Below are 22,735 nucleotides of genomic sequence, written 5' to 3'. Positions count from 1 at the left end.
CTTAGAAATAACCTTGACGTTTTTTATCTTCCATCGAGCCTGCGCCATCGTGATCGATGACTCGGCCCTGGCGCTCGGAAGTTCGCGTCAGGAGCATTTCCTGGATGATGTCGGTCAGGGTTTCTGCCTCGGACTCTACCGCGCCAGTCAGCGGGTAGCAGCCCAGAGTACGGAAGCGGACCTTTTTCTTGACGATGCGCGCCTTGTCTTCGTCAGACAGGTGCTCAAGGATGCGATCGTCGTCGATCATGATCAGTGTGCCGTTCTTATCGATGACTTCACGCTCAGCCGCGAAGTACAGCGGCACGATCGGGATGCCTTCAAGGTAGATGTACTGCCAGATGTCGAGTTCGGTCCAGTTGGACAACGGGAACACGCGAATCGACTCGCCTTTGTTGACGTTGCCGTTGTAGACGTTCCACAACTCAGGGCGCTGGTTTTTTGGGTCCCAGCGGTGTTTGCTGTCACGGAACGAGTACACGCGCTCTTTGGCACGGGACTTTTCTTCGTCGCGACGGGCACCACCGAAGGCGGCATCAAAACCGTGCTTGTCCAGCGCCTGTTTGAGGCCCTCGGTTTTCATGATGTCGGTGTGCTTGGCGCTGCCGTGGGTGAAGGGGTTGATCCCTTGCGCCACGCCGTCCGGGTTTACGTGAGTGATGAGGTCCAGGCCCAGCTCGGCAACCATCTTGTCGCGAAAGCTGTACATCTCCTGGAATTTCCACTGGGTATCGACATGCATTACCGGAAACGGCAGCTTGCCAGGGAAAAATGCCTTGCGGGCAAGGTGCAGCATTACGGCGGAATCTTTACCAATGGAGTACAGCATCACCGGGTTATCGAACTCGGCGGCCACCTCGCGAATGATATGGATGCTCTCCGCCTCCAACTGTTTCAGGTGCGTCAGTTTGTCGACCATGGCTACTCACGAAAGCTATCTTATTAACGGCCTGCGGGCCGTGTTCGAGGGTCGAATGCTAGCACAGCGCCTACTTCTATTGAGGGCGCCAAGTAGACCTAAACGATCTAAGAATAGATCGCCAGGTTTGGCCATCGCGCCTACTGTAGTCGCTGCCGCAGGCTGCGATGGGTTGCGCAGCAGCCCTGCTTTTGGGGTTAAAAGCGAAGGTCCTACGGCCCTTATCGCAGCCTGCGGCAGCGGCTACAGATGTTTGCCACAGTTTTAAATCGGGTTGGGGCAGTCGATGAACAGGTGTTCGAGGGCAAAGCGTCGCGCCAGGTAATCGCCCAGCGCCTGTACGCCGTAACGCTCGGTGGCGTGGTGGCCGGCAGCGATGAAGCTGATGTCGTTTTCCCGCGCGCTATGGAAGGTTTGCTCGGACGCTTCGCCGCTCAAGTACAGGTCAACGCCCGCCAGCACGGCCTGGTCGATAAACCCTTGGCCGCCGCCGGTGCACCAGCCTACGCGGCGAATCATGTCGCTGCCTTCAATAAGTAACGGTTCACGCCCCAACGCTTCCTGGACACGGCGGGCAAAGTCGCGAGCAGTCATCGGTTCGGCCAATGACCCCACCAGACCCACGACTTTGTTGTTGGCCGGGTCCAGCGGGCCTTCAACGGTGATGTCCAGTTGCCGCGCCAATTGCACGTTATTGCCCACCTCAGGGTGCAGGTCGAGTGGCAAGTGATAGGCCAGCAAGCTGATGTCATGCTTGAGCAAGGTTTTAAGACGGCGCTGCTTCATACCGGTGACGCAAGGGTCTTCGCCCTTCCAGAAGTAGCCGTGATGCACCAGGATCAGGTCGGCCTCAGCCTCGACAGCGGCATCCAGCAACGCCTGGCTAGCAGTGACCCCGCTCACAATTCGCAATACTTGCGGTCGGCCTTCGACTTGCAGGCCGTTGGGGCAGTAATCGCTGATTGCAGCGCTGTTCAGGTAACGATTTGCTTCTTCTACCAGCGTGCTCAGGGCGACAGCCATAAAAGACTCCTAAATATAGCGTTCAGAGGCGCTCAGGCACTCGTATAATGGCCGCCATTATGGGCCGTCATGGTGGCTCTGCAACCTTCAGGATTAAGTTCAATGTTCAAGGCTTTGCGTTTTTTTGGCTGGCCATTGCTGGCCGGCGTGCTTATCGCTTTGCTGATTATTCAACGCTATCCAGAGTGGGTTGGCCTGCCGACGCTGGACGTTAATCTGCAACAAGCCCCGCGCACCAGTTATGTGCAGCAAGGCCCTGTGACCTATGCCGACGCCGTGACCCGCGCTGCCCCGGCAGTCGCCAACCTGTACACCACCAAAGTGGTGAACAAAAACGCCAGCCCGCTGTTTGAAGACCCGCAGTTCCGACGTTTTTTCGGCAACAACGCGCCCAAACAAAAGCGTATGGAATCGAGCCTCGGCTCGGGCGTGATCATGAGCCCGGAAGGCTATTTGCTGACCAACAACCACGTAGTGGCAGGTGCTGACCAGATTGTCGTGGCGCTTAAAGACGGTCGCGAAACCCTGGCCCGCATGATCGGCAGTGACCCGGAAACTGACCTGGCCGTGCTCAAGATTGACCTGAAAAACCTGCCCTCTATCACCATTGGTCGCTCTGACGCCTTGCGCATCGGTGACATCGCGCTGGCCATTGGCAACCCGTTTGGCGTGGGTCAAACCACCACCATGGGCATCATCAGCGCCACCGGGCGTAACCAGTTGGGCTTGAACAACTACGAAGACTTTATCCAGACCGATGCCGCGATCAACCCCGGCAACTCGGGCGGCGCGCTGGTGGATGCCAACGGCAACCTGACCGGCATCAACACCGCGATCTTCTCCGAGTCGGGGGGCTCGCAAGGTATTGGCTTTGCGATCCCGATCAACCTGGCGATGGAAGTCATGAAGTCGATAATCGAGCACGGCCAGGTGATCCGTGGCTGGCTGGGGATTGAGGTTCAGTCACTGACGCCGGACTTGGCCGAGTCGTTTGGCATGAATGGCCGCCCGGGGATTGTCGTCGCGGGGATCTTCCGTGATGGCCCGGCGCAAAAAGCCGGTATGCAACTGGGTGATGTGATCCTGAGCATTGACGGCGAACCGGCTAATGATGGTCGTCGTTCAATGAACCAGGTGGCCCGCATCAAGCCTTCAGACAAGGTGGCGATTCTGGTCTTGCGCAATGGCAAAGAGCTCAAGCTCTCCGCCGAAGTGGGCCTGCGGCCGCAGCAAGAACAGCCGGCGCATACCGAGAAATAAACACCCCTCTGTAGGAGCGAGCTTGCCTCGCGATCTTTTGATCTTTAAATGATCGCGAGGCAAGCTCGCTCCTACAGGTCGTGGGACGCTTTAAATATCAGCCAACCCTTCAATCAGCGCCGCGTTCTGCTCAGGCGTGCCAATGGTAATGCGCAGGAACTGGGCGATACGCAGTTGCTTGAAGTGGCGCACGATCACGCCCTGCTCGCGCAATTTGGCCGCCAGTGCTGCCGCATCGTGTTCCGGGTGGCGGGCGAAGATAAAGTTCGCCGCCGATGGCAACACTTCAAAACCCAACGCCTTCAACTGACCGACCACGTGCTCGCGGCTATCGATGACCGCCTGGCAGGTCTGTGCGAAGTAATCACGGTCGGCAAAAGCCGCCGCCGCGCCGACGATGGCGATGCGGTCCAGCGGGTAGGAGTTGAAGCTGTTTTTAATCCGCTCCAGGGCCTCGATCAGGTCAGGATGGCCCACCGCTAGGCCCACCCGCAAACCGGCCAGCGAGCGCGATTTGGACAGAGTTTGCGTCACCAGCAGGTTCGGGTAGCGGTCCACCAGGCTGATGGCGGTTTCACCACCAAAGTCGATGTAGGCTTCGTCCACCACAACCACTGAATCCGGGCTGGCCTTGAGCATCTGCTCAATGGCGTCCAGCGCCAGCAAGCAGCCCGTGGGCGCGTTGGGGTTCGGGAAGATGATGCCGCCGTTGGGCTTGGCATAGTCCGCAGGCTGGATCTGGAACTGCTCATCCAGCGGCACCGCGTCGAACTCGATGCCATACAGACCGCAATACACCGGGTAGAAGCTGTAGCTGATGTCCGGGAACAACAGCGGTTTGTCGTGCTGCAACAGGCCATTGAAGATGTGCGCCAGCACTTCATCAGAACCGTTGCCGAGAAACACCTGGTTGGTTTGTACGCCGTAATACTCGGCCACCGCCTGCTTGAGCAGGTCACTGTTGGGGTCCGGGTACAGACGCAGGTTGTCGTTAACTTCGGCCTGCATCGCAGCCAGCGCTTTGGGCGATGGCCCGTAAGGGTTCTCGTTGGTGTTGAGTTTGACCAGCTTGGTCAGTTTTGGCTGCTCACCCGGTACGTAGGGCACCAGCTCTTTAACGAACGAACTCCAGAATTTGCTCATGCTTATTGCCCCTGTTCGGTGTCGGCGATGATCCGGTATTCAGCACTGCGGGCGTGGCCGGTCAACGACTCGCCACGGGCCAGAATCGACGCGGTTTTGCCCAGTTCAGAAGCGCCCTGCTCCGAGCAAAAAATGATCGATGAACGCTTTTGGAAGTCGTACACACCCAGCGGCGACGAGAATCGTGCGGTGCCCGACGTCGGCAATACGTGGTTCGGGCCTGCGCAGTAATCGCCCAGGGCTTCGGAGGTGTGACGGCCCATGAAGATCGCCCCGGCGTGACGGATCTGTGGCAGCCAGGCTTGCGGGTCTGCCACCGACAGCTCCAGGTGTTCCGGGGCAATGCGGTTGGCAACGTCCATGGCTTGCTGCATGTCATTCACCAGAATCAACGCGCCACGGCCATTGATCGAGGTGTTGATGATGTCGGCACGCTCCATGGTCGGCAGCAGTTTGGCGATGCTGGCGGCCACCTTGTCGAGGAACTCGGCATCCGGGCTGACCAGAATCGCTTGCGCGTCTTCGTCGTGCTCGGCCTGGGAGAACAGGTCCATGGCGATCCAGTCCGGGTCGGTCAGGCCGTCGCAAACAACGAGGATTTCCGAAGGCCCGGCGATCATGTCGATCCCCACCTGGCCAAACACGTGGCGCTTTGCGGTGGCCACGTAGATGTTGCCCGGCCCGACCACCTTGTCGACTTGCGGCACGCTTTCAGTGCCATAGGCCAACGCTGCAACGGCTTGGGCACCACCGATGGTGAACACCCGGTCAACCCCGGCAATGCAGGCAGCAGCGAGTACCAGCTCGTTGATTTCGCCACGCGGCGTTGGCACGACCATAACCACTTCGCCAACGCCTGCCACTTTGGCCGGGATCGCGTTCATCAACACAGAAGACGGATACGACGCTTTGCCGCCCGGCACGTACAGACCGGCGCGGTCCAGTGGCGTGACCTTCTGCCCCAGCACGGTGCCGTCGGCTTCGGTGTAGCTCCAGGAGTCTTGCTTTTGTTTTTCGTGGTAGCTGCGCACACGCTGTGCGGCTTTTTCCAGTGCTTCACGCTGCGCGGCGGTGATGCGGGTCAAGGCCAGTTCCAGGCGCTCACGCGGCAGGATCAGGTCGGCCATGGAGTTAACGCTCAAGCCGTCAAAACGCTGGGTGAACTCAACCAGCGCCGCATCGCCACGCTCACGCACGGCTTTGATGATGTCGAGCACACGCTGGTTGACCGAGTCATCAGACACACTTTCCCAGCTCAGCAGATGATCCAGATGCTGCGCGAAGTCCGGGTCAGCAGCGTTGAGTCGGCGAATTGCAGTGGGAGCGGTCATAGCGAGGGCCTCGGTAATGGGCGTTTGCTTGGAATTAAGGGGTGCAAGTATCAGGCACGGCAAGACTACCAAGCCATCCGCGTGGATACCTGAAATTTCTGGCTATTACACGGATGGATGGGCGCGACGTAAAGATGCTGGATCCAGGGTCGCGCAGGTGTGTCAGCCGCGGTGTCGAGACTCGACTGCTTTGCGCAGGGTATCGATCAGGGCTTGAATGCGGGCGTGCTGCATTTTCATCGACGCTTTGTTAACCACCAGACGGGAGCTGATGGCAGCGATGAAATCTTGTGGCTCAAGGCCGTTGGCACGCAAGGTATTGCCGGTATCGACGACGTCGATGATTTTGTCGGCCAGACCAATCAGCGGAGCCAGTTCCATCGAGCCGTAGAGCTTGATGATGTCGACCTGACGGCCCTGCTCGGCGTAGTAACGCTTGGCGATATTGACGAACTTGGTGGCAACGCGCAGGCGGCCTTTAGGTTCGACGGCGCCTACAGCACCGGCAGTCATCAGCTTGCATTGGGCAATCTGAAGGTCCAGCGGCTCGTAAAGGCCCTGGCCGCCGTATTCCATCAGCACGTCTTTACCCGCGACACCGAGGTCGGCGGCACCATGCTCGACATACGTCGGCACATCGGTGGCACGGACGATCAGCAGACGGACGTCCGGCTGGGAGGTCGGGATGATCAGCTTGCGGCTTTTGTCCGGATTCTCTGTCGGCACAATGCCTGCTTCAGCCAGAAGCGGCAGGGTGTCGTCAAGGATACGGCCCTTGGACAGTGCAATGGTCAACATGGGAAACGTAAGTCCTTATCAGGGTACTTATGCCCGACGCAATCGGCGCCGGACATGCATCGAGCCTGATATCAGGCTCGACTTGAACGATTCAAGGCCAGGTAAGGTAACGCGTGCGAGCGCTTACGTCACCTGGCGGCTGGACACGATCCCTGTGCCCATGATGCCAAACCCCAAAACTAGCCCGGAACGCGGCGGATTTTGGCACCCAGCATTTGCAGTTTTTCTTCGATGCACTCGTAGCCACGGTCTATGTGGTAGATGCGGTCGATCAGGGTGTCGCCTTCAGCAACCAGTGCCGAAATAACCAGGCTGGCCGAAGCACGCAGGTCGGTGGCCATGACGGGCGCGCCTTTGAGCGTTTCTGTGCCGGTGACGATGGCAGTGTTGCCTTCTACCTGGATCTTGGCGCCCATGCGGTGCAGTTCGTAAACGTGCATGAAGCGGTTTTCGAAGATGGTCTCGATCACTGCGCCAGTACCTTCGGCAATGGCGTTGAGCGAGATGAACTGCGCTTGCATGTCCGTCGGGAACGCCGGGTACGGAGCCGTACGCACGTTGACCGCCTTCGGGCGTTTGCCGTGCATGTTCAGCTCGATCCAGTCTTCGCCGGTGGTGATCTCGGCGCCCGCTTCCTTGAGCTTCTCAAGGACGGCTTCGAGGATGGTCGGATCGGTGTCCTTGACCTTCACGCGACCGCCAGTTACGGCGGCAGCCACCAGGTAAGTACCGGTTTCGATACGGTCCGGCATCACGCGGTAAGTTGCCGGGTGCAGCTCTTTAACGCCATCAATGGTGATGGTGTCAGTGCCAGCACCGCTTACCTTGGCGCCCATGGCGTTCAGGAAGTTGGCCAGGTCTACCACTTCAGGCTCGCGCGCAGAGTTCTGCAATACGCTGCGGCCATTGGCCAGAGCTGCGGCCATCATGATGTTTTCAGTACCGGTTACGCTGACGGTATCAAAGAAGAAGTTGGCACCGCGCAAGCCGCCTTCTGGCGCCTTGGCTTTGATGTAGCCACCTTCGACGTCAATCACTGCGCCCATGGCTTCGAGGCCACGGATGTGCAGGTCAACTGGACGCGAGCCGATGGCGCAACCGCCAGGCAGCGCAACTTCTGCCTCACCGAAGCGTGCAACCATCGGGCCCAGCACCAGGATCGACGCACGCATGGTTTTCACCAACTCGTACGGTGCGACCAGGGTTTTGATGGTGTTCGGGTTGATTTCGACGCTGAGCTTCTCGTCGATCACTGGCTCAATGCCCATGCGACCGAACAGCTCGATCATGGTGGTGATGTCATGCAAATGCGGCAAGTTGCCGACCGTGACCGGGCCATTGCACAGCAAGGTCGCTGCCAGAATCGGCAAAGCAGAGTTCTTCGCACCGGAAATACGGATTTCGCCATCAAGACGGGCACCGCCGGTAATAATCAATTTATCCATAACAATCTCGACGCCAAGGGGCTCAGGTGCGCTCGGCCCAGGCCGCGCGGCTGAAGAATTTCATAGTCACCGCATGGATGCTGCCATCAGCGATCCACGGGTTCAAATGGGTATAGATGCTTTGTTGACGTTTGACCGGGCTCAAGGCCGCCAGCTCGTCACTAATCACGTTCAGCTGAAAGTTGCAGCCTTCGCCCTCAACTTCTACCTGAATTTCAGGCAGCTTCTCTTCAAGAAAGCTCTTAACTTCTACGGCCTGCATGCTCAACCTCAATCGGCGCCTAACGCGCGCGGGTCGGCCATCATACAAAAAAGCCCCGCGCCTGCGAACCCCGTATAACAGGACTCTGACGGGGGGCTTTCTTATAAGTGGCTATTAATGATGTGCCAGCAACTCGGTCAGACCCGAAACTTTAGCGATTTCACGCATGTCTTCGGGCAAACCGGTGATGCTCATTGGCTTGTTCAGGGCTTGCGCGTCACGGATGTAGCACAGCAGCAGGGACAAGCCCACGCTGCTGGACTTGGTGACCGCCGAGCAATCCACCACCAGGGCTTTGGCCAAGGCCTTTTTGATCAGGGCCTGGCCTTCCTTGCGCAAGCGCGGGCCGGTCTGATAGTCGAGCACGCCACTCAGGCGCAGCTCGCTTTCGCCAGCCAGGGTAATGGCGGCGTCAGTCATTGGCTCAATTTCTCGTCGGTTTTTTCCTTGGCCTTGGCAACTTCGCCGGCCCAGTTATCAATGGTCTTGTCCAGATTATTGCCGTTGCGATTCATGGCATCGGCGAACTGATCACGGAACAACTTGCCGATGTTGATGCCGTTGATGACGACGTTACGTACCTTCCACTCGCCATTTATTTTAGTCAGTGTGTAGGAGACAGGGTAAATCGCGCCATTTTCACCTGTCACCTTCATATCGACGCTCGTGCGATCACCACTTTCATCCTTGGCGGGCCCAACTTCGATGCCTTTGTTCTTGAACTCTAGCAAGGCATTGCCGTAGAACTGGAACAGGCTGCGCTTGAAGTTGTCCTGGAAGCGCTGCACCTGGGCAGGAGTGGCCTGGCGCGAATACTTGACGGTCATGATGCTTTTGGAAATACCGTCAACGTCAACCACCGGCCCAACGATGTTGTTCAGGGCGTCATAAAACTCGGCCGGACTGGCTTTGTATTTTTCTTTGTTGGCAGAAAGGTCCGCCAGCAGTCGAGTGGTTGTGTCAGTCACGATGTCATGGGCAGACTGACCCGGCGCAGCGCTCGCCATCATCGGCAAAGCCGCCGCCAACATCACCAGCAGGCCACGGCGCAAGAGAGAAATCATCTTAAGGCTCCTTATTTGGCTTCTTTGCTAACGGTATTCATCAGGAACTTGCCGATCAGGTCTTCGAGAACCAGCGACGATTGCGTGTCGTGAATGGTGCCACCATCTTTGAGCACAACGTCATCCCCGCCCACGCTGATACCGATGTACTTCTCGCCCAGCAGCCCGGCTGTGAGGATAGACGCCGTCGAGTCCGTCGGCAGGTTATTCACATCCTTTTCCACTTGCAGGGTGACGCGTGCCGTGAAGTTGTCACGGTCCAGGTCAATTGCCGTGACCTTGCCGATGGTGACACCTGCCATGGTGACTTTGGCGCGCACCGTCAGACCTGCGATGTTGTCAAAGTAGGCATAGAGTTTGTAGGTGTCCGTGCTGGCAGTCGGCGATAGCCCACTGACTCGCAGGGCAAGTAACAGTAAAGCCAGGATGCCAGCCAGCAGGAACAGGCCGACACCGATTTCCATGGTGCGGTTTTGCATCAGAAATCTCCAAACATCAAGGCAGTCAAAATGAAGTCCAACCCGAGGACTGCCAGAGAGGCATACACCACGGTTTTGGTAGTGGCACGGCTGATCCCCTCTGATGTGGGCTCGCAGTCATAACCTTGAAACACAGCAATCCAGGTCACTACAAAAGCAAACACGATGCTTTTGATGATCCCGTTAATCACGTCACCACTGAAGGTCACACTGTTCTGCATATTGGCCCAGTAGGAACCGTCGTAGACACCCAGCCAGTCGACTGCCACCCACGAACCGCCCCAGATCCCGACCACGCTGAAAATCATCGCCAACACCGGCAGGGAAATGAACCCGGCCCACAAGCGTGGCGCAATGATGTATTTGAGCGGGTCAACACCGATCATTTCCAGGCTGGACAACTGTTCGGTTGATTTCATGTTGCCGATTTCGGCGGTCAGCGCCGACCCGGCACGCCCGGCAAACAGCAAGGCAGTCACCACCGGCCCCAGCTCACGCAACAGGGTCAAGGCAACCATTTGCCCTACCGCCTGCTCGGAACCGTAGCTGGACAAGATACTGAAACCCTGTAGCGCCAGCACCATGCCGATAAAAATACCGGACACCACGATGATGACCAGCGACATGACGCCCACAGAGTGCAGTTGTTTGAGCAACAGCCCAAACCCGCCGCCAATGCCGCCACGCCCCAGCAATGCGTGAAACAGGAAAATGGTCGAACGGCCCAGCACCGAGACCATGTCGATCCCGGCTCTGCCGAAAAACCCGATTCGGTCAATCATTGATTTTTTGGGCATTAACGCTTCCCCAGAAGATCGGTTCGGTAGTCCGACGCCGGAAAATGGAACGGGACCGGGCCGTCCGGATCGCCGTTCATGAATTGACGAATGCGCGGGTTATCCGCATTCATCAGCTCTTCTGGCGTGCCCTGCCCCAGCACCTGGCCATCGCCAACGACATAGAGATAGTCAGAAATACTCGCCGTCTCTGCCAGGTCGTGGGATACCACAATACTGGTGATGCCCAACGCGTCGTTGAGCAGACGGATCAGCCGCACCAGAACCCCCATGGCAATCGGGTCCTGGCCAACAAAAGGTTCGTCATACATCAGGATCTGCGGATCCATGGCAATCGCCCGCGCCAGGGCTACCCGACGCTTCATGCCGCCCGACAGCTCATCGGGCATCAGATCGATTGCCCCGCGCAGCCCCACGGCCTGCAATTTAAGCAGCACGATGTCGCGGATCATGTCTTCTGGCAGTTGGGTGTGAACCCGCAGCGGGAATGCTACGTTTTCGAACACGTCCAGGTCGGTGAACAACGCGCCACTCTGGAACAACACGCCCATGTGCTTGCGCGCATCGAACAGGTCGCTGCGTGACAGGGTCGGAAGATTCTGGCCATTGACCCACACTTCGCCGCTGCTGGGACGCAATTGCATGCCCATCAAACGTAACAGGGTAGTCTTGCCGCAGCCGGACGGGCCCATGATTCCCGTGACCTTGCCACGCGGAATTCGAATATCGACATTATTGAAGATGCTGCGCGAACCGCGCTTGAAGGACACTCCCTTCAGCTCGACCGCGTAGGCGTTATCGGCGCTCATCTAAACTCCTTGCGATGCAGCTTCTGCCTCTCACCCGGACACCATGCTTCTTATTAAGAAGCTCGCGCTCCTGAGCGGGCCGAACTGGCGGCGAACTATAGCACTGCTGATACAGACCGCCCAAGACCGAAGGAGTGCCCTCACAGGTTGCAGACAGCTAATAAATGCCAAATTAGCCGCAGTCCTGACACTGACTTGTAACCTGGTGCAACAAAGCATCACGATCAAGCGTGAGGGAATTGCGCATAACCGCTATAATCGTCGCCTTTTCTCAGGCTACCCGACTTCAAACATGAGCCAATCCAGCGACCTGATTCAATCTGCCCACCGTACTATCCGTCTTGAACTGGAAGCCGTCGAAGGCTTGCTGGCTCATATCGACGCTGATTTTGTACGCGCTTGCGAGATGATTCTGGCAAGTAAAGGCCGGGTTGTCGTGGTCGGCATGGGCAAATCCGGGCATGTCGGCAATAAAATTGCCGCCACCCTGGCCAGCACCGGCACCACGGCTTTTTTTGTTCATCCCGCTGAAGCCAGCCATGGCGACATGGGCATGATCACCAGCGATGACATCATTCTGGCCTTGTCGAACTCCGGCACAACGGCCGAAATCGTGACCCTGCTGCCACTGATCAAGCGCCTGGGCATCAAGCTGATCAGCGTGACCGGTAACCCGAACTCGACACTGGCCAAAGCCGCCGAGGTGAACCTTAACGTTCATGTTGCCCACGAAGCCTGCCCACTGAACCTGGCGCCGACCTCCTCGACCACTGCAGCCCTGGTCATGGGCGACGCCCTGGCCGTGGCATTGCTCGAAGCGCGCGGCTTTACCGCAGAAGACTTCGCCTTCTCGCACCCGGGTGGCGCCCTGGGCCGTCGCCTGCTGCTGAAAGTCGACAACGTGATGCACTCCGGCGATGAACTGCCTAACGTGGTCCGTGGCACCTTGCTTAAAGACGCCTTGATGGAAATGACCCGCAAAGGCCTTGGCATGACCGTTATCGTTGAAGAAGACGGGCGACTGGCCGGGATCTTCACTGACGGCGACTTGCGCCGCACCCTGGACCGCGAAATCGACATTCGCAATGCAACCATCGACTCGGTCATGACGCCGCACGGCAAAACGGCCAAGGCCGACATGCTGGCCGCCGAAGCCCTGAAAATCATGGAAGACCACAAGATCAGCGCGCTGGTGGTGGTCGACAAGGATGACCGCCCGGTGGGTGCCTTGAACATGCACGACTTGCTGCGCGCAGGAGTAATGTAATGACCAGCGATCTGCTTGAGCGTGGCAAACACATCAAACTTGCTGTCTTTGACGTCGATGGCGTACTGACCGACGGTCGCCTGTACTTCCTCGAAGACGGCAGCGAATTCAAGACCTTCAATACCCTGGACGGCCAAGGCATCAAGATGTTGATGGCCGGCGGTGTGCAGACCGCAATCATCAGTGGTCGCAAGACCCCGGTCGTTGAACGGCGCGCACAAAACCTGGGCATCCCGCACCTCTATCAGGGGCGCGAAGATAAATTGGTGGTATTGGACGAGCTTCTCGGCCAACTCGGCCTAAGCTATGAACAGGTTGCCTATTTGGGCGACGACCTGCCCGACCTGCCCGTCATACGCCGGGTCGGCCTGGGCATGGCGGTGGCCAACGCTGCCGGTTTTGTTCGCGAGCACGCCCACGGCACTACCCAGGCACGCGGTGGCGAAGGTGCCGCCCGCGAATTTTGCGAACTGATCCTGCGCGCTCAAGGGCGCCTTGATGCAGCCCTCGCCGCCTACTTATAGAGCGTTTTATGCAGAGTAAAAAGATTCGCAACATTCTGTTATTCGCAGTCATTGCCGCGCTATTTGCGGCCGTTGGCTACTGGAATATCAGCCCGGAGCGTTTTCTCGACAAGCCTGTTGCGCCTGTCGATGACACCGCTATCGACTATTACGCAATCAATGCTCACAGCCTGCAGTTCTTGCCCGACGGCAAACTGCAATATGAGCTGACATCAGACAAGGTCGAACATTTGCAGGCTTCTGAAGTCACATTAATGACCAAGCCAGACATGCAAATTTTCCGCGGTACGCCCTTCCCGTGGCACGTTCAGAGCGAGCGCGGCGAAGTTAACCCGGACGGTACCCAGGTCGAACTCATCGATTCTGTGCGCGTTGCACGTACCGACGATAAAAACCGCACTACGATTATTACCACGACCCGCATGACTGTATTCCCACAGAAGGAATATGCGCAGACCGACCGAGACGTTAGAATCGACGGCGCCGGTGGTGTGACGACTGGTAAGGGAATGAAAGCATATTTGAAAGACGGCAGGATGGACCTGCTGTCCAACGTAAGAGGACAGTATGAGTCTCGTTAAAACCCTCCCTTTATTGCTCAGCCTGAGCGCAGCACTGGGAAGCGCGAGCGCCTGGGCTCTGCCGGATGACAACAAGCAGCCTATCCGTATCCAGGCCGACGAAGCCCAACTGGATGACAAGCAAGGCGTTGCGACTTACAAGGGCGATGTGATCATCACCCAAGGGTCCATGAAAATTACCGGTAACACCGTCACCCTTACCCGCACCGCAGCGGGCGATATTGACGTTGTAACCTCGGTCGGCAACCTGGCGTATTTCGAACAACTGCAAAAAGTCGGTGATCCGAAACCGGTTCAGGCGTACGCCGTGACGATTCAATATCACGCGCCGCAAAACCGCATCGTGCTGATCGACAAGGCTAAAGTCATCAACGAAGGCAACACGACCGAAGGCGAGAAGATCGTCTACGACACCGTGAAACAAGTCGCCAATGCCGGCCGGGCCAATGGCACGAACGTCACTGCGCCTCGTCCACGCATTGACATGGTGATCCAGCCGAAGAGTAAAACCGACCAGCAGAAGGCCCAGTAATGGCAACCCTGAAAGCCCAGCATCTGGCTAAAAGCTACAAGAGTCGCCAAGTGGTACGCGATGTAAGCCTGTCGATCGACAGCGGGCAGATCGTCGGCTTGCTCGGGCCTAACGGCGCGGGCAAAACCACCTGTTTCTACATGATCGTCGGCCTGGTACAAGCCGATCAGGGCCGCGTACTGATTGACGACCTGGACGTCAGCCATCAGCCCATGCACGGTCGCGCACGCGCCGGTATCGGCTACTTGCCGCAAGAAGCGTCGATCTTCCGCAAGCTGTCGGTCGCCGACAACATCATGGCGATTCTTGAGACACGCAAAGAGCTCGACAAGGCTGGTCGCCGCAAAGAGCTGGAAAGCCTGCTGCAGGAGTTCCATATCAATCACATCCGCGACAACCTCGGCATGAGTTTGTCCGGCGGTGAGCGTCGCCGTGTAGAAATCGCCCGCGCCCTGGCGACCAACCCCAAGTTCATCCTGCTCGATGAACCTTTTGCAGGCGTTGACCCCATCTCGGTGGGCGATATCAAGCAAATCATTCACCACCTCAAGGCCAAAGGCATTGGCGTGCTGATCACCGACCACAACGTCCGTGAAACGCTCGACATTTGCGAAACAGCCTACATCGTCAACGACGGTCAATTGATCGCCGAAGGCGATGCTGAAACAATTCTCGCCAACAAGTTGGTGCGAGAAGTGTATCTGGGTCACGAGTTCCGCCTCTAAAGCTGTACCCTGAGCGCCATTTGAAGCATCAGGCAACCGCCCATGCTGCCAAATCCTTCAAGTGGCGCCCTCCCGCAGATTCCCGCCCTAGCACAAACTTATTAAAAATGCCCCCTAGGCAAACGCCCCGCTTTCAGGCATATAATTTGCTTAAGTTTGGCGCTCACGCGCCCTGTAGTGGATGGCGCCATGCGCGCCGGCGAATAAGGTGTTAAGCCCCTGCCATGAAACCATCGCTAGTCTTGAGAATGGGCCAGCAGCTGACGATGACGCCTCAGCTGCAACAGGCCATCCGTTTGCTCCAACTGTCGACCCTGGACCTTCAACAGGAAATCCAGGAGGCCCTGGAATCCAATCCGATGCTCGAACGCCAGGAAGAAGGCGACGACTTCGACAACTCGGACCCTCTGGCCGACAACATCGAGCAAAAACCCAGCAGCGATATTCAGGAGCCTTCCTACCAGCAAGAGTCCGCCCCTACCGTGGACAACCTGGAAGACGGCGACTGGAGCGAGCGCATCCCCAACGAACTGCCGGTCGACACGGCCTGGGAAGACATCTACCAGACCAGCGCCAGCAGCCTGCCCAGCAGCGATGATGACGAGTGGGACTTCACCACGCGCACCTCGGCCGGCGAGAGCCTGCAAAGCCATCTGTTGTGGCAATTGAACCTGGCACCGATGTCGGACACCGATCGCCTGATCGCCGTGACACTCATCGACTGCATCAACAACCAGGGTTACCTCGACGAAACACTCGAAGAGATTCTGGAAGCCTTTGACCCGGAACTCGATATCGAACTCGACGAGATCGAAGCCGTCCTGCACCGCATCCAACAATTTGAGCCAGCCGGCATTGGCGCCCGCAACCTGGGCGAGTGCTTGCTGCTGCAACTGCGCCAGTTGCCCGCCAAGACGCCCTGGATCAACGAAGCCAAGCGTCTGGTCACCGACTACATCGACTTGCTCGGCGCGCGTGACTACAGCCAGCTGATGCGGCGCATGAAGCTCAAAGAAGACGAGCTGCGCCAGGTCATCGAACTGGTACAAAGCCTCAACCCGCGTCCGGGTTCGCAGATCGAGTCCAGCGAAGCGGAATACGTGGTTCCTGACGTCATCGTCCGCAAGGACAACGACCGCTGGCTGGTCGAGTTGAACCAGGAATCGGTGCCACGCCTGCGGGTCAACCCGCAATACGCAGGCTTCGTGCGCCGTGCCGACACCAGCGCCGACAACACCTTCATGCGCAACCAGTTGCAAGAAGCCCGCTGGTTTATCAAAAGCCTGCAGAGCCGCAATGAAACGCTGATGAAAGTAGCGACCCAAATCGTCGAGCATCAGCGTGGCTTTCTGGAATATGGCGATGAGGCCATGAAGCCGCTGGTACTGCATGACATCGCAGAAGCTGTCGGCATGCACGAATCAACGATTTCGCGCGTCACCACACAAAAATTCATGCATACCCCGCGCGGTATTTATGAATTGAAGTACTTTTTTTCCAGCCACGTCAGCACCTCGGAAGGCGGTGAATGCTCGTCCACCGCGATCCGCGCGATCATCAAAAAACTGGTCGCCGCTGAAAATCAGAAAAAGCCATTGAGTGACAGCAAGATCGCTGGTTTACTGGAGGCACAAGGTATTCAGGTGGCCCGTCGGACCGTCGCCAAGTACCGCGAATCCCTTGGGATTGCGCCTTCGAGCGAACGCAAGCGTTTGATGTAAGTACGGGTCACAGCGTTTCAGTGGCAGGCGCTTCGGCCTGTCACTTTATGCAATGGCAACAGAAGGAGAAACTGTATGCAAGTCAACATCAGTGGACAACATCTGGAAGTCACCCAAGCGCTGCGCGACTCGATCAATGACAAACTCGCACGTCTGGAACGTCACTACGACAAAATCACCAACGTGCAGGTGATCCTCTCTGTTGAAAAACTTCAACAGAAAATCGAAGCCACTCTCAATATTCCCGGCGGAGAAGTTGTCGGCAACGCGGTCAATGAAGACATGTACGCCGCCATCGACAGCCTCTACGAGAAGCTTGATCGCCAACTGAAAAAGCATAAGGAAAAGACTCAAAGCCTGCTCCAGGGCGCAACGGGTCGCTAATACTCCATCACCATGATTCGACTTGAAAATATCCTGACCCCCGGCCGTTCCTTGGTGAACGCGCCGGGCGGCAGTAAAAAGCGCGCACTCGAACAAGTTGCCAACCTGATCAGCCGGGAAGTACCTGATCTGGACGCGCAAAAAGTGTTTGAGGCGCTGATCGCCCGTGAAAAACTGGGTTCCACCGGTTTTGGTAACGGCATCGCAATACCTCATTGCCGTCTGGCTGGCTGCGAGTCGCCCATCAGCGCCTTGCTGCACCTGGACGCCCCCATAGATTTCGACGCCATCGATGGCGCACCGGTCGACCTTTTGTTCGTTTTGCTGGTGCCACAAGCGGCTACCGATGCGCACCTGGAACTGCTCCGGCAGATCGCCAGCATGCTCGACCGCAAAGACGTGCGTGACAGATTGCGCAACGCACCCAGCAACGAAGCGTTGTATCAGGTTGTTCTGGACGTACAGAACGGTCATTAATCATGCGCTTAGTCATTGTCAGCGGACGCTCCGGCTCCGGAAAAAGTACAGCCCTCGCGGTCCTCGAAGACAACGGTTTTTATTGCATCGACAACCTGCCGGCCGGCTTGCTGCCTGAGCTGGCGGAACGCGCACTGATCCACACAGAATTACCGCAACCGCTGGTCGCCGTCTCCATTGATGCGCGTAACCTGCCGAGCCACCTGTCGCGCTTTCCGCAATTGCTTGAGGAAGTGCGCAACCGGCATATCCAGTGCGATGTCCTGTATCTGGATGCCGATGAAGAAACCCTGCTCAAGCGCTTCTCTGAAACCCGTCGTCGGCACCCGCTGAGCAGTGAGAGCCGCTCGCTGGCAGAGGCCATTCGCGATGAAACCCACTTGCTCGGGCCGATTGCCGACCTCGCCGACCTGACCGTCAACACCACCAATCTGAACCTGTATCAGTTGCGCGATACGATCAAGTTGCGCCTGCTGAACAAGCCCGAACCGGGCACAGCGTTCCTGATTGAATCGTTTGGCTTCAAGCGCGGCATGCCGGTAGACGCTGACTTGGTGTTTGACGTGCGCTGCCTGCCCAACCCGTACTGGAAACCGGAACTGCGCGAGCAATCAGGCCTGGATCAACCCGTGGCGGATTACCTCGCTGCACAGCCGGATGTTGAAGAGATGTTTCAGGACATCTCCAGCTACCTGCTTAAATGGCTACCCCGCTTTGCCGCCAGCAATCGTGCTTATGTGACCATTGCTATCGGCTGCACAGGCGGCCATCACCGATCGGTGTATCTGACCGAACGGCTTGGCAAATGCCTGCAAGAAACTCTTAAGAACGTCCAGGTTCGCCACCGCGACCTGACCTGAAAGGACCCACCCTGCGATGCCTGCTCTGGAAATCGAAATCATCAACAAACTGGGCTTGCACGCTCGGGCATCAGCAAAATTCGTCGGCGTCGCCGGGAAGTTTCCGTGTCAGGTAAGAGCGGGTCGCACCCCTGAATCCATGGTCGACGGCAAGAGCATCATGGCCATGATGATGCTCGCTGCCGGCAAAGGCACCAAGATCCATTTGAAGACGGAAGGCGAGCAGGAACAGGAAGCGCTCGACGCACTGGTCAAGCTCATCAACAACTACTTCGATGAGGGTGAGTGAAGAGCAGCCCGGCGTAACGGTAGGAGCGAGCTTGCCTCGCGATCTTTTAAGATCAAAAGATCGCGAGGCAAGCTCGCTCCTACGGGTTTGTTGGGGATCAATACAGGGCGTTAGCCCAGTGCGGTGTCCATCACCATCATCAGGCAAAAGCCGATGCACAAGCCCAGGCTTGCGAGCTTTTCGTGACCGTTGCGCCGCGATTCGGGGATCACTTCTTGAGTGACCACCAACAACATCGCACCCGCCGCCAACGCCAGTCCAAATGGCAATAACACTTCGGCCAGGTTCACTAGCCAGGCACACAGCAGCGCAAATACCGGCTCAACCAGGCCGGAGGCCGCACCGATTAAGAACGCCTTGACCCGCGACATGCCTGCACCCGCCAGTACCAGCGCGATCACCAGGCCCTCCGGGACGTCCTGCAAGGCAATGCCCATCGCCAGGCTGTCAGCATCTGGCATGCCGCCGCCCGCTGACACCCCGACCGCCATCCCTTCCGGGATGTTGTGCGCAATGATGGCAATCACGAACAGCCAGATGCGCGGCGCAATCACGGGCTCGCCGGGCTTGCTGATGATCATTTCAGGGGCAGCCCCGGAGACCTTGAGGTCGACCAGAAACAGAAAGAATGCCCCCAGCAAAATACCCGCACTGACCAGGCCGCTAGCGCCCCATGACGACAGCCCAAGATTTTGCGCCGCCGCAATGCCCGGCACAATCAACGAGAATGCCGTGGCCGCCAACATGACCCCCGCCCCAAAACCCAGCAAGGTGTCGCTTACCGCAACCGGCATTTTGCGGATAACCAATACCGGCACGGCGCCCAAAGCGGTGCCCAGCGCACACAGCGCACCGCCTTGCAGAGCCCGCAACAACCTGGGTTCAAGATCCAGCCAGACCAACCCCTTGGCCACCAGCAAGGCCGTGCCCGCCAACAGCAAGAGCGTGCCCAGCGCATAGCGGAACATCCGCACGCCACCCACCGCTAATATTTGCGTGCCCATAATCTGCCTGAATCCTTCTTGGTCGGCTTAGGCAATCGCAGCTGCATAGCGCCGCTCGACTTCGGGCCAATTAATCACGTTGTAAAACGCATTAATGTATTCCGGACGGCGGTTCTGATAACGCAGGTAGTAAGCGTGCTCCCAAACGTCCAGCCCCAGAATCGGGGTGTTGCCGTTCATCAGTGGGCTGTCCTGGTTACCGCTGCTTTCGATGATCAGTTTTTTCTCGGGGTTCACGCTGAGCCAGGCCCAGCCGCTGCCGAAACGGGTCAAGGCCGCTTTGGTGAAGTTTTCCTTGAACGTCTCCAGCCCACCCAGCTGTTCATCAATGGCCTTGGCCAATGCGCCTTTTGGGGTGCCGCCGCCGGTTGGGCTCATGACTTCCCAGAACAGTGAGTGGTTGGCATGCCCGCCGCCCTGGTTGATCACCGCTGCACGCAGTTTTTCTGGCAGTTCCTGGACGCTGGCGACCAGTTTTTCAACTGGCCATTTTGCCCACTCCGTGCCATCGACCGCGGCATTGAGGTTGTTGATGTAGGTCTGATGGTGCTTGGTGTAGTGAATTTCCATGGTTTGCGCATCGATATGCGGCTCAAGCGCGTCGTAGGCGTAAGGCAAGGCAGGCAAGGTGTAAGTCATATCAATGTGCTCCTGAGTGATGGCCGCTGACGGTTGAGAATTCGTGACTTGACTGAGTCACAGGGCTTTTGAGCAACAGTTCGGAGCGCGGGTATTCGCCGTGATCGCTGATAAAGTTCAAAAGCTCAACGTAGGTTTTGCTGCTCTGACGCAGCGCTGCTTCACGCAGCGCAGGCGCCAGGCGGGGGTTCTGCATGGTTTGCAGTAACCGCTGGTGAATCGCGCACAGGTACTCAACGCTCTCCTCCGGCTGGTTAAGGCGCAAATGCAGATCCGCCAGGTTGTGGTGGGAAATGACACAGGCCGCCACTGCTTCGTCGGCATCACTCCAGCGCTCAAACAGCACTTGTGCCAGTGCCAGCGCCTGCAAGTAATGTTCTCGAGCATCGACCAGCTCGCCCTCAGCGAAACAGCGGTTGGCTCTTTCGATCGTGCGTTTCCAGTGCTCCATGTGAACCTCCAAAGCAGTGTGTGGGGCGTGGGGTTAAACGCCGCCGGCGGTCAATTTCTCGGGGTTGAGCAAGACTTCAAGCTGGCTGCGCGGCAGATCGGTGTACTCAAGGGCCACATCAATCACCGGGCGCCCCTGCTGGTAGGCGGTCTTGGCAATTTCGGCCGCCTTTTGATAGCCGATGATCGGGTTCAACGCCGTGACCAGGATCGGGTTGCGCGACAGCGCTTCCTTGAGCTTGGCTTCGTTAACCTTGAAGGTGGCAATGGCTTTGTCGGCCAGCAAGCGGCTGGAGTTGGCCAAGAGCTCGATGCTGCTCAACAGGTTGTGTGCAATCACCGGCAGCATCACGTTGAGCTCAAAGTTGCCTGACTGCCCGGCAATGGTGATCACCGTGTCATTGCCGATCACCTGGGCGGCAACCATGGCGGTGGCTTCCGGGATCACCGGATTGACCTTGCCCGGCATGATCGACGAGCCCGGCTGCAAGCCTTGCAGTTCAATTTCACCCAAGCCTGCCAGCGGGCCCGAGTTCATCCAGCGCAGGTCGTTGGCGATTTTCATCAGCGATACAGCGGTCGCTTTAAGCTGGCCCGAAACAGACACTGCGGTGTCCTGCGAACCAATCAAGGCAAACAGGTCTTTACCCGGCGTGAATTGCACGTGGGTCAGCGCACTGAGTTGTTGGCTGAACAGCGCAGCGAATTGCGGGTGCGCGTTGATCCCCGTGCCCACCGCCGTGCCGCCCTGGGCCAGCGACTGCAAGGCCGGTTGCAGAGTGTGCAGGTGCTCGATATTGGCCTTGAGCTGCTGTGCCCAGCCATTGAGCACCTGGCTCATGCGCACTGGCATGGCGTCCATCAGGTGGGTACGCCCGGTTTTAACGTAGACGTGAACCTGCTCGGCCTTGTGCTCAATCACCTGAACCAGATGCTTGAGGGCTGGCAGCAGTTCTTCGTGCAAGCCCAGAGCGGCGCTGACGTGAATGGTGGTCGGGATAATGTCGTTGCTGCTTTGCCCACAGTTGACGTGATCGTTGGGGTTGACCACTTCGCCCAGCACGCGGGTCGCCAGCGTGGCGATGACTTCGTTGGCGTTCATGTTGGAACTGGTGCCCGAACCGGTCTGGAAAATATCCACCGGGAAGTGCTCCATAAAATCGCCGGACAGCAATATCTGCGTGGCTTCGACAATGGCATTGCCCTGCGCTTCGCTGATTTGCTTGAGTTCAACGTTGGCCTTGGCGGCAGCGGCCTTGGCCAGAATCAGTGCACGAATGAATTGCGCGGGCATGCGCTGATGGCTGATCGGGAAGTTGTCTACCGCACGCTGTGTTTGCGCGCCATACAGCGCGGCCTCAGGCACGTGCAATTCACCCATGCTGTCCCGTTCGATACGCGTATTACTCATCAGGAAATCCTTGCAGCAGTTCTGTTAAAGAAATTGAAGGTTCGAGTTCGCAGGTCGCCAATTGCCAGGCAAAGCTTTGCCAGCGCTTGAGGCGGCAGTTACACAGGGCTTGAGTTTCCATGTCACGCAGCGGGCGCCATGCATGGTCCAGGCACAGGTTGCGCCAGTGCCACGGCAGGGCCGTATCAGCGGCGGTGTCCAGCAAGAGCCGGAACGCGGTAGCAGAAATCATCCAGGGAGAAGTCGCCGTGCAACCGGCCAGGTATCGGCCTTCGGCCAGATAGTGCTCAATCAGGCGCGGCTCGTCGGGCGCCAGGCCGCAACGGATCTGGCGGCTCATCCAGCGCCAGCTTTCCAGATAAGGGCCTTCATGCAAGGCTGAACTCATGACCTAGGCTCGCTCGATAATGAGATTCATTATTAAGCGATATTGATTATCAAAACAAGCCTGCGTTAGACACACACCTGTAGGAGCCAACTGTCTTTCGCTTTGCCCGACAAACGCACATATCAGGGTGGCAGGCGCTAAGTTTGCCTTCCG

At 57.8% G+C, this 22,735-nt stretch carries 28 protein-coding genes; 11 read left to right on the top strand and 17 right to left on the bottom strand.

Features of this window, described 5'->3' with window-relative positions:
• Position 1: 1 nt before the first annotated feature.
• Positions 2-919 (bottom strand): sulfate adenylyltransferase subunit CysD, encoded by a 918-nt coding sequence (gene cysD / locus GHO41_RS08410; RefSeq protein ID WP_153433343.1) that lies wholly within the window; start codon positions 917-919, stop codon positions 2-4.
• A gap of 264 nt (positions 920-1,183) precedes the next feature.
• Positions 1,184-1,942 (bottom strand): Nif3-like dinuclear metal center hexameric protein, encoded by a 759-nt coding sequence (locus GHO41_RS08405; protein WP_153327090.1) that lies wholly within the window; start codon positions 1,940-1,942, stop codon positions 1,184-1,186.
• Positions 1,943-2,044: 102 nt separating this feature from the next.
• Between GHO41_RS08405 and algW the strand changes: the two genes are divergently transcribed.
• Entirely contained in the window at positions 2,045-3,202 is a 1,158-nt protein-coding gene (algW, locus tag GHO41_RS08400) for a Do family serine endopeptidase AlgW (protein ID WP_153433342.1), read from the top strand.
• 90 nt (positions 3,203-3,292) lie between these two features.
• Here algW and hisC read toward each other — a convergent pair whose 3' ends face one another.
• The 10 genes from hisC to GHO41_RS08350 all read right to left on the bottom strand — a co-directional run bounded on the left by hisC (position 3,293) and on the right by GHO41_RS08350 (position 11,330).
• Positions 3,293-4,345 (bottom strand): histidinol-phosphate transaminase, encoded by a 1,053-nt coding sequence (gene hisC, locus GHO41_RS08395; RefSeq protein ID WP_153327082.1) that lies wholly within the window; start codon positions 4,343-4,345, stop codon positions 3,293-3,295.
• A 2-nt stretch (positions 4,346-4,347) separates the two neighbouring features.
• On the bottom strand, positions 4,348-5,676 hold the full coding sequence (gene hisD, locus GHO41_RS08390; protein ID WP_153373685.1) for a histidinol dehydrogenase: 1,329 nt from the start codon (positions 5,674-5,676) through the stop codon (positions 4,348-4,350).
• A 162-nt stretch (positions 5,677-5,838) separates the two neighbouring features.
• On the bottom strand, positions 5,839-6,474 hold the full coding sequence (gene hisG / locus GHO41_RS08385; protein ID WP_048368336.1) for an ATP phosphoribosyltransferase: 636 nt from the start codon (positions 6,472-6,474) through the stop codon (positions 5,839-5,841).
• A 179-nt stretch (positions 6,475-6,653) separates the two neighbouring features.
• Positions 6,654-7,919 (bottom strand): UDP-N-acetylglucosamine 1-carboxyvinyltransferase, encoded by a 1,266-nt coding sequence (gene murA / locus GHO41_RS08380; RefSeq protein WP_048368338.1) that lies wholly within the window; start codon positions 7,917-7,919, stop codon positions 6,654-6,656.
• Positions 7,920-7,941: 22 nt separating this feature from the next.
• Positions 7,942-8,181: a BolA family protein gene (locus GHO41_RS08375; RefSeq protein WP_048368340.1), complete on the bottom strand. Its 240-nt coding sequence runs from the start codon at positions 8,179-8,181 to the stop codon at positions 7,942-7,944.
• A 114-nt stretch (positions 8,182-8,295) separates the two neighbouring features.
• Positions 8,296-8,601, bottom strand: coding sequence for a lipid asymmetry maintenance protein MlaB (locus GHO41_RS08370; RefSeq protein ID WP_048390273.1), 306 nt, complete (start codon positions 8,599-8,601; stop codon positions 8,296-8,298).
• The gene (locus GHO41_RS08365; RefSeq protein ID WP_153433341.1) at positions 8,598-9,245 is read right to left on the bottom strand and encodes a phospholipid-binding protein MlaC; all 648 of its coding nucleotides are present in this window, start codon (positions 9,243-9,245) and stop codon (positions 8,598-8,600) included. Before GHO41_RS08365 ends, GHO41_RS08370 begins: the two co-directional genes overlap by 4 nt.
• An 11-nt stretch (positions 9,246-9,256) precedes the next feature.
• Entirely contained in the window at positions 9,257-9,724 is a 468-nt protein-coding gene (mlaD, locus tag GHO41_RS08360; protein WP_048368345.1) for an outer membrane lipid asymmetry maintenance protein MlaD, read from the bottom strand.
• Complete coding sequence (gene mlaE, locus GHO41_RS08355; RefSeq protein WP_153433340.1) at positions 9,724-10,521, bottom strand: lipid asymmetry maintenance ABC transporter permease subunit MlaE; 798 nt, start codon at positions 10,519-10,521, stop codon at positions 9,724-9,726. The genes mlaD and mlaE overlap by 1 nt, the downstream gene beginning before the upstream one ends.
• A complete protein-coding gene (locus tag GHO41_RS08350; protein WP_048368349.1) occupies positions 10,521-11,330 on the bottom strand; it encodes an ATP-binding cassette domain-containing protein in 810 nt (269 codons plus the stop codon). Before GHO41_RS08350 ends, mlaE begins: the two co-directional genes overlap by 1 nt.
• A gap of 292 nt (positions 11,331-11,622) precedes the next feature.
• Between GHO41_RS08350 and GHO41_RS08345 the strand changes: the two genes are divergently transcribed.
• The 10 genes from GHO41_RS08345 (at position 11,623) to GHO41_RS08300 (ending at position 18,690) form a co-directional block, all read left to right on the top strand.
• Positions 11,623-12,597: a KpsF/GutQ family sugar-phosphate isomerase gene (locus tag GHO41_RS08345; protein WP_048368351.1), complete on the top strand. Its 975-nt coding sequence runs from the start codon at positions 11,623-11,625 to the stop codon at positions 12,595-12,597.
• Positions 12,597-13,121: an HAD family hydrolase gene (locus tag GHO41_RS08340; protein ID WP_048390280.1), complete on the top strand. Its 525-nt coding sequence runs from the start codon at positions 12,597-12,599 to the stop codon at positions 13,119-13,121. Before GHO41_RS08345 ends, GHO41_RS08340 begins: the two co-directional genes overlap by 1 nt.
• Before the next feature lie 8 nt (positions 13,122-13,129).
• Complete coding sequence (lptC, locus tag GHO41_RS08335) at positions 13,130-13,702, top strand: LPS export ABC transporter periplasmic protein LptC (protein WP_048390282.1); 573 nt, start codon at positions 13,130-13,132, stop codon at positions 13,700-13,702.
• Entirely contained in the window at positions 13,689-14,234 is a 546-nt protein-coding gene (lptA, locus tag GHO41_RS08330; protein ID WP_048368358.1) for a lipopolysaccharide transport periplasmic protein LptA, read from the top strand. The genes lptC and lptA overlap by 14 nt, the downstream gene beginning before the upstream one ends.
• A complete protein-coding gene (lptB, locus tag GHO41_RS08325) occupies positions 14,234-14,959 on the top strand; it encodes an LPS export ABC transporter ATP-binding protein (RefSeq protein ID WP_048368360.1) in 726 nt (241 codons plus the stop codon). Before lptA ends, lptB begins: the two co-directional genes overlap by 1 nt.
• A gap of 224 nt (positions 14,960-15,183) precedes the next feature.
• The gene (locus GHO41_RS08320; RefSeq protein WP_048368362.1) at positions 15,184-16,680 is read left to right on the top strand and encodes an RNA polymerase factor sigma-54; all 1,497 of its coding nucleotides are present in this window, start codon (positions 15,184-15,186) and stop codon (positions 16,678-16,680) included.
• 75 nt (positions 16,681-16,755) lie between these two features.
• Positions 16,756-17,064 carry a ribosome hibernation-promoting factor, HPF/YfiA family gene (hpf, locus tag GHO41_RS08315; RefSeq protein ID WP_123749612.1) on the top strand — a complete coding sequence of 103 codons (309 nt, stop codon included), beginning with the start codon at positions 16,756-16,758 and terminating at the stop codon, positions 17,062-17,064.
• 12 nt (positions 17,065-17,076) lie between these two features.
• A complete protein-coding gene (gene ptsN / locus GHO41_RS08310; protein ID WP_048368365.1) occupies positions 17,077-17,541 on the top strand; it encodes a PTS IIA-like nitrogen regulatory protein PtsN in 465 nt (154 codons plus the stop codon).
• A 2-nt stretch (positions 17,542-17,543) separates the two neighbouring features.
• Complete coding sequence (gene rapZ / locus GHO41_RS08305) at positions 17,544-18,401, top strand: RNase adapter RapZ (RefSeq protein WP_048368367.1); 858 nt, start codon at positions 17,544-17,546, stop codon at positions 18,399-18,401.
• A 16-nt stretch (positions 18,402-18,417) separates the two neighbouring features.
• A complete protein-coding gene (locus tag GHO41_RS08300) occupies positions 18,418-18,690 on the top strand; it encodes an HPr family phosphocarrier protein (protein ID WP_048368368.1) in 273 nt (90 codons plus the stop codon).
• A 110-nt stretch (positions 18,691-18,800) separates the two neighbouring features.
• Here GHO41_RS08300 and GHO41_RS08295 read toward each other — a convergent pair whose 3' ends face one another.
• From GHO41_RS08295 to GHO41_RS08275, 5 genes are read right to left on the bottom strand one after another with little or no spacing between them, the layout of a single operon-like run.
• Entirely contained in the window at positions 18,801-19,694 is an 894-nt protein-coding gene (locus GHO41_RS08295; protein ID WP_048368370.1) for a ZIP family metal transporter, read from the bottom strand.
• A gap of 27 nt (positions 19,695-19,721) precedes the next feature.
• Entirely contained in the window at positions 19,722-20,333 is a 612-nt protein-coding gene (locus tag GHO41_RS08290) for a superoxide dismutase (protein ID WP_048368372.1), read from the bottom strand.
• A 1-nt stretch (position 20,334) separates the two neighbouring features.
• Positions 20,335-20,784: a hypothetical protein gene (locus GHO41_RS08285; RefSeq protein ID WP_048390292.1), complete on the bottom strand. Its 450-nt coding sequence runs from the start codon at positions 20,782-20,784 to the stop codon at positions 20,335-20,337.
• Between the two features lie 33 nt (positions 20,785-20,817).
• On the bottom strand, positions 20,818-22,194 hold the full coding sequence (locus tag GHO41_RS08280) for an aspartate ammonia-lyase (RefSeq protein WP_048368375.1): 1,377 nt from the start codon (positions 22,192-22,194) through the stop codon (positions 20,818-20,820).
• Entirely contained in the window at positions 22,187-22,582 is a 396-nt protein-coding gene (locus GHO41_RS08275) for a hypothetical protein (protein WP_048368376.1), read from the bottom strand. Before GHO41_RS08275 ends, GHO41_RS08280 begins: the two co-directional genes overlap by 8 nt.
• Between the last annotated feature and the right edge of the window lie 153 nt (positions 22,583-22,735).

This window comes from Pseudomonas sp. FSL R10-0399 (assembly GCF_009600165.1).
GTDB classification, from domain to species: domain Bacteria; phylum Pseudomonadota; class Gammaproteobacteria; order Pseudomonadales; family Pseudomonadaceae; genus Aquipseudomonas; species Aquipseudomonas helleri.
The sequence above is the reverse complement of the archived record's forward strand: the minus strand, read 5'-3'. Positions and strand labels throughout refer to the sequence as shown.

What these genes read in the sequence shown, in the direction of transcription:
- algW (WP_153433342.1), top strand. Translation starts at nt 2,045, where the DNA reads ATGTTCAAGGCTTTGCGTTTTTTTGGCTGGCCATTGCTGGCCGGCGTG.
- GHO41_RS08280 (WP_048368375.1), bottom strand. Translation starts at nt 22,194, where the DNA reads ATGAGTAATACGCGTATCGAACGGGACAGCATGGGTGAATTGCACGTG.
- GHO41_RS08285 (WP_048390292.1), bottom strand. Translation starts at nt 20,784, where the DNA reads ATGGAGCACTGGAAACGCACGATCGAAAGAGCCAACCGCTGTTTCGCT.
- GHO41_RS08340 (WP_048390280.1), top strand. Translation starts at nt 12,597, where the DNA reads ATGACCAGCGATCTGCTTGAGCGTGGCAAACACATCAAACTTGCTGTC.
- hisC (WP_153327082.1), bottom strand. Translation starts at nt 4,345, where the DNA reads ATGAGCAAATTCTGGAGTTCGTTCGTTAAAGAGCTGGTGCCCTACGTA.
- lptC (WP_048390282.1), top strand. Translation starts at nt 13,130, where the DNA reads ATGCAGAGTAAAAAGATTCGCAACATTCTGTTATTCGCAGTCATTGCC.
- GHO41_RS08295 (WP_048368370.1), bottom strand. Translation starts at nt 19,694, where the DNA reads ATGGGCACGCAAATATTAGCGGTGGGTGGCGTGCGGATGTTCCGCTAT.
- mlaD (WP_048368345.1), bottom strand. Translation starts at nt 9,724, where the DNA reads ATGCAAAACCGCACCATGGAAATCGGTGTCGGCCTGTTCCTGCTGGCT.
- GHO41_RS08350 (WP_048368349.1), bottom strand. Translation starts at nt 11,330, where the DNA reads ATGAGCGCCGATAACGCCTACGCGGTCGAGCTGAAGGGAGTGTCCTTC.
- mlaE (WP_153433340.1), bottom strand. Translation starts at nt 10,521, where the DNA reads ATGCCCAAAAAATCAATGATTGACCGAATCGGGTTTTTCGGCAGAGCC.
- hisD (WP_153373685.1), bottom strand. Translation starts at nt 5,676, where the DNA reads ATGACCGCTCCCACTGCAATTCGCCGACTCAACGCTGCTGACCCGGAC.
- GHO41_RS08300 (WP_048368368.1), top strand. Translation starts at nt 18,418, where the DNA reads ATGCCTGCTCTGGAAATCGAAATCATCAACAAACTGGGCTTGCACGCT.
- GHO41_RS08370 (WP_048390273.1), bottom strand. Translation starts at nt 8,601, where the DNA reads ATGACTGACGCCGCCATTACCCTGGCTGGCGAAAGCGAGCTGCGCCTG.
- hpf (WP_123749612.1), top strand. Translation starts at nt 16,756, where the DNA reads ATGCAAGTCAACATCAGTGGACAACATCTGGAAGTCACCCAAGCGCTG.
- lptB (WP_048368360.1), top strand. Translation starts at nt 14,234, where the DNA reads ATGGCAACCCTGAAAGCCCAGCATCTGGCTAAAAGCTACAAGAGTCGC.
- lptA (WP_048368358.1), top strand. Translation starts at nt 13,689, where the DNA reads ATGAGTCTCGTTAAAACCCTCCCTTTATTGCTCAGCCTGAGCGCAGCA.
- GHO41_RS08320 (WP_048368362.1), top strand. Translation starts at nt 15,184, where the DNA reads ATGAAACCATCGCTAGTCTTGAGAATGGGCCAGCAGCTGACGATGACG.
- GHO41_RS08375 (WP_048368340.1), bottom strand. Translation starts at nt 8,181, where the DNA reads ATGCAGGCCGTAGAAGTTAAGAGCTTTCTTGAAGAGAAGCTGCCTGAA.
- cysD (WP_153433343.1), bottom strand. Translation starts at nt 919, where the DNA reads ATGGTCGACAAACTGACGCACCTGAAACAGTTGGAGGCGGAGAGCATC.
- GHO41_RS08275 (WP_048368376.1), bottom strand. Translation starts at nt 22,582, where the DNA reads ATGAGTTCAGCCTTGCATGAAGGCCCTTATCTGGAAAGCTGGCGCTGG.
- hisG (WP_048368336.1), bottom strand. Translation starts at nt 6,474, where the DNA reads ATGTTGACCATTGCACTGTCCAAGGGCCGTATCCTTGACGACACCCTG.
- GHO41_RS08365 (WP_153433341.1), bottom strand. Translation starts at nt 9,245, where the DNA reads ATGATTTCTCTCTTGCGCCGTGGCCTGCTGGTGATGTTGGCGGCGGCT.
- murA (WP_048368338.1), bottom strand. Translation starts at nt 7,919, where the DNA reads ATGGATAAATTGATTATTACCGGCGGTGCCCGTCTTGATGGCGAAATC.
- ptsN (WP_048368365.1), top strand. Translation starts at nt 17,077, where the DNA reads ATGATTCGACTTGAAAATATCCTGACCCCCGGCCGTTCCTTGGTGAAC.
- GHO41_RS08345 (WP_048368351.1), top strand. Translation starts at nt 11,623, where the DNA reads ATGAGCCAATCCAGCGACCTGATTCAATCTGCCCACCGTACTATCCGT.
- GHO41_RS08405 (WP_153327090.1), bottom strand. Translation starts at nt 1,942, where the DNA reads ATGGCTGTCGCCCTGAGCACGCTGGTAGAAGAAGCAAATCGTTACCTG.
- rapZ (WP_048368367.1), top strand. Translation starts at nt 17,544, where the DNA reads ATGCGCTTAGTCATTGTCAGCGGACGCTCCGGCTCCGGAAAAAGTACA.
- GHO41_RS08290 (WP_048368372.1), bottom strand. Translation starts at nt 20,333, where the DNA reads ATGACTTACACCTTGCCTGCCTTGCCTTACGCCTACGACGCGCTTGAG.